Annotated in this window: 6 protein-coding genes; 2 read left to right on the top strand and 4 right to left on the bottom strand. The window is 71.2% G+C overall.

Going from position 1 to position 3,292, the window contains the following annotated elements; translation table 11 throughout:
• Positions 1-47 precede the first annotated feature (47 nt).
• Positions 48-1,031: an aldo/keto reductase gene (locus KBX53_RS27125; protein ID WP_030338229.1), complete on the top strand. Its 984-nt coding sequence runs from the start codon at positions 48-50 to the stop codon at positions 1,029-1,031.
• 88 nt (positions 1,032-1,119) lie between these two features.
• Complete coding sequence (locus KBX53_RS27120) at positions 1,120-1,311, top strand: hypothetical protein (protein ID WP_030338231.1); 192 nt, start codon at positions 1,120-1,122, stop codon at positions 1,309-1,311.
• A gap of 120 nt (positions 1,312-1,431) precedes the next feature.
• Here KBX53_RS27120 and KBX53_RS27115 read toward each other — a convergent pair whose 3' ends face one another.
• From KBX53_RS27115 to KBX53_RS27100, 4 genes are all read right to left on the bottom strand, one after another.
• A complete protein-coding gene (locus KBX53_RS27115; RefSeq protein WP_030338233.1) occupies positions 1,432-1,635 on the bottom strand; it encodes a cold-shock protein in 204 nt (67 codons plus the stop codon).
• A 288-nt stretch (positions 1,636-1,923) separates the two neighbouring features.
• Positions 1,924-2,196, bottom strand: coding sequence for a DUF4235 domain-containing protein (locus KBX53_RS27110; protein ID WP_030338235.1), 273 nt, complete (start codon positions 2,194-2,196; stop codon positions 1,924-1,926).
• Complete coding sequence (locus KBX53_RS27105) at positions 2,193-2,567, bottom strand: DUF3618 domain-containing protein (protein ID WP_030338237.1); 375 nt, start codon at positions 2,565-2,567, stop codon at positions 2,193-2,195. Before KBX53_RS27105 ends, KBX53_RS27110 begins: the two co-directional genes overlap by 4 nt.
• Positions 2,564-2,998, bottom strand: coding sequence for a phage holin family protein (locus tag KBX53_RS27100; RefSeq protein ID WP_030338239.1), 435 nt, complete (start codon positions 2,996-2,998; stop codon positions 2,564-2,566). Before KBX53_RS27100 ends, KBX53_RS27105 begins: the two co-directional genes overlap by 4 nt.
• Positions 2,999-3,292 lie beyond the last annotated feature (294 nt).

The following is a 3,292-nucleotide window of genomic DNA, read 5'->3' as shown; positions in this document are numbered from 1 at the left end:
GTACGGCTCGCCTGGCACCGTGGCAACCCGATCACTAGGCTCGGGGCATGGAACAGCGCAGCTTCAACCGGCTCGGCCGGACCGTTGGCGCGGTCGGCCTGGGCGCGTGGCAACTCGGGGCCGACTGGGGCACCGTCAGCGAGGACGACGCGATGGCGGTGCTCGCCGCCGCCGTGGACGCCGGGGTCACCTTCCTCGACACCGCCGACGTGTACGGCGACGGCCGCAGCGAGCAGCTGATCGGCCGCTTCCTGCGCACCCGACCCGACGCCGGGCTGACCGTCGCCACCAAGATGGGCCGCCGCGTCGAGCAGCGGCCCGAGGCGTACACCCTGGCCAACTTCCGGCAGTGGACCGACCGCTCCCGGGCCAACCTGGGCATGGACACCCTCGACCTGGTCCAGTTGCACTGCCCGCCCACCGCGGTCTTCTCCTCCGACGAGGTCTTCGACGGCCTGGACACCCTGGTCGCCGAGAAGGCCATCGCCGGGTACGGGGTCAGCGTCGAGACCTGCGACCAGGCCCTCACCGCGATCGCCCGACCGGGGGTGGCGAGCGTCCAGATCATCCTCAACGCGGTCCGCCACAAGCCCTTGGAGCGGGTGCTGCCCGCCGCGGCGGCAGCCGGGGTCGGCATCATCGCCCGCGTGCCGCTCGCCAGCGGCCTGCTCTCCGGCCGCTACGACGAGCACACCGAGTTCCCCGCCGACGACCACCGCAACTTCAACCGGCACGGCGCGGCCTTCGACGTCGGGGAGACGTTCTCCGGAGTCGACTTCGACCGAGGTCTTGCCGCCGTACGCCGGCTGGCCCCGCTGGTCGACGCGGACCGCACGATGGCGCAGTTCGCACTGCGCTGGGTGCTGGACCAGGCGGGCGTCACAGTGGTCATCCCCGGTGCCCGCGACGCCGACCAGGCCCGACGCAACGCCGCGGCGGCCGCCCTGTCCCCGCTCACCGACGAGCAGTTGACAGCCGTCCGCGAGACCTACGACGAGCTGATCCGCCCGCAGGTGCACGACCGGTGGTGACCCGCGCGCCCGGGGTGCTCGCGTCGCACCGTCCGGCCGGCGATGCTGGACGGCGGCGTGCCGCCCGGGGCGGCGGAGAGGGGACGCGATGAGGGGCTGGCTTCCGCTCACCCTCGGCCTGCTGGCCGTGGTGATCGGCGCGGTGTGGACGGTCCAGGGCCTCGGCTACGTCGACGGCAGCGTGATGACCGACCAGAAGATCTGGGCGGTGGTCGGTCCGCTCGTGGCGTTGGCCGGGCTGGTGGTGCTCTGGCTCGGTCTGCGCTCGCGTCGACGCTGAGCGCTCGCTCCACTGGGGAGCCCGAACACGTGTGCAGCCCCGCATCCCGATGGGATGCGGGGCTGCACAGTTACCCTTGGGCCGGATCGTCCCACTGGCCGGCGGGGCCGGCCGTCCTACTCAGATGGGACGGACCTGCTCGGCCTGCGGGCCCTTCTGACCCTGCGCGATCTCGAACTCCACCCGCTGGTTCTCCTCCAGCGAGCGGTAGCCGCTGGTCTGGATGGCCGAGAAGTGGACGAACACGTCAGCACCCCCACCATCGACGGTGATGAAGCCGAAGCCCTTGTCAGCGTTGAACCACTTCACGGTTCCCTGAGCCATGTGTATCTCCCTCTAAAAACTGGCGGCCGTGCACGCCGTCCGGCCGATTGGCCGTTTTTGAGCAGCGGTGCCTGAGGCGGCCCCACGAAGGAGACTTCTCTCAACCCACGCCATCTCGCAACAGCGGGGACCAGCAAATCACGGACGCAAAAAGTCTGTCACGACCTCTCCGACGAATTTCTCCGACATGTGACCTGACGGATGCCTCAGGCGTGCCGGGTGGCGGGTGATGCCATGCGAAAGCCCCCTTCCCATCGATGCGGGAAGGGGGCTGACGTCGCTGTCTGGTCAGTCCGGCCAGCTGCCGGTCATCCGGCGTACGCCGACCGCGCCGCCCCGGTCCACGGCGGCCCGGACGACCGCGAAGATGGCGCCCTGCAATGCCGCGGCCGCCAGGATCTCGCCCCAGCCGCGATCCTCGTCGGTCGCGTTGGGCGCCTCACCGTCGCCCGCAGTGACCTTCCAGACCTGCCGGAAGATCGCCCCGGCCACCGCCCCCGCGGCGATGCCCATCAACACGCCGACCGGCCGGTACGCGACCCTGCCGATGCTCTTACTCACCTACGCCTCCCCCGCACGATCATCAACACCACAACGGTGGCCACCGCACCGGCCGCGATGGCCGCCCACGGCATCGGGTTGCGGCGCACCAACTCGCCCTTGTCGTACGCCTGTGCGCGCACCAACTCGCTTTTCTCGTGGGCCCGCGCCCGCGCCATCCCCGCGCCCCGCACGGCCTGCCCGCGGACCCGGGCGACGGTCTGTGCCGCCTGCTCACGCATCCGCTCCTTGGCCTGCTCGGCGGACTCCCTGAGACGCGCCTTGACGTCGGCCTTGGCGGCCAACGCCTCCATCGTCTCGCCCAGCTCGACCCTGGTGCGACGAATCTCCTCGCGCAGCGCCTCCGTGTCGCCGGTCCCGTTGCCGGTCATTGCCGCCCCCTGTCCTTCACCGCGGCGGTGACAGTGTCCATGTCTGCCCGGAGGCTGCGGACCGTGGCCGCCGGGACCGGCGGGACGGCACGACTGACCTGCTTCTTGCCCACCAGGGCGAGGATGCCGGCCACCAGGAAGCAGGCCACCGCCACGATCAGCGCCGCGGCCCAGGCGGGCAACACCAGGTCGAGCAGCAGGATCGCCGTGGCGACCAGCGCACCCAGGCCGAAGAACGCGAGCGCGCCGCCGCCGCCGAACAGGCCGATCCCGATGCCCGCGTGCTTACCCTTCTGGGTCAACTCCGCCCGGGCCAGCGTCAGTTCGTCCCGCACGAGGCGGGAGATCTGCTCGGTGGCTCGTTGCACCAACTCCGCGGTGGAGGGCTCGCTCCCATTCTGGGATGTGCGGGCTTTCGCCACGTCAGCCATGCTGTCCTCCTTTCCTCATCACCGCGCTGTATGCCCGGAGTCGCCGCTCGTCAATCCTAAAGCGCGCCAAGTGGCGCACCGTCGGTGTTGTCCGCACGCCGCGCCGCCGATACGCGGCCACAGCCGCGCGATCACGCCAGAGACGTCCGGCAGCACATCCCCCACCCAAGCCCGACCAAACCTCCCCGAACGGACCCCTCACCCGGCGCGCTCCCCGTCCCCGCCCCGGCCCCCGCCCCCGGCCCCGCCGCGGCGATCATGAGGTTGGCGGGGACAAATCAGGCGTACGCACCC

It is taken from the genome of Micromonospora sp. M51 (assembly GCF_018070305.1).
Lineage (GTDB): Bacteria > Actinomycetota > Actinomycetes > Mycobacteriales > Micromonosporaceae > Micromonospora > Micromonospora parva.
The sequence above is the reverse complement of the archived record's forward strand: the minus strand, read 5'-3'. Positions and strand labels throughout refer to the sequence as shown.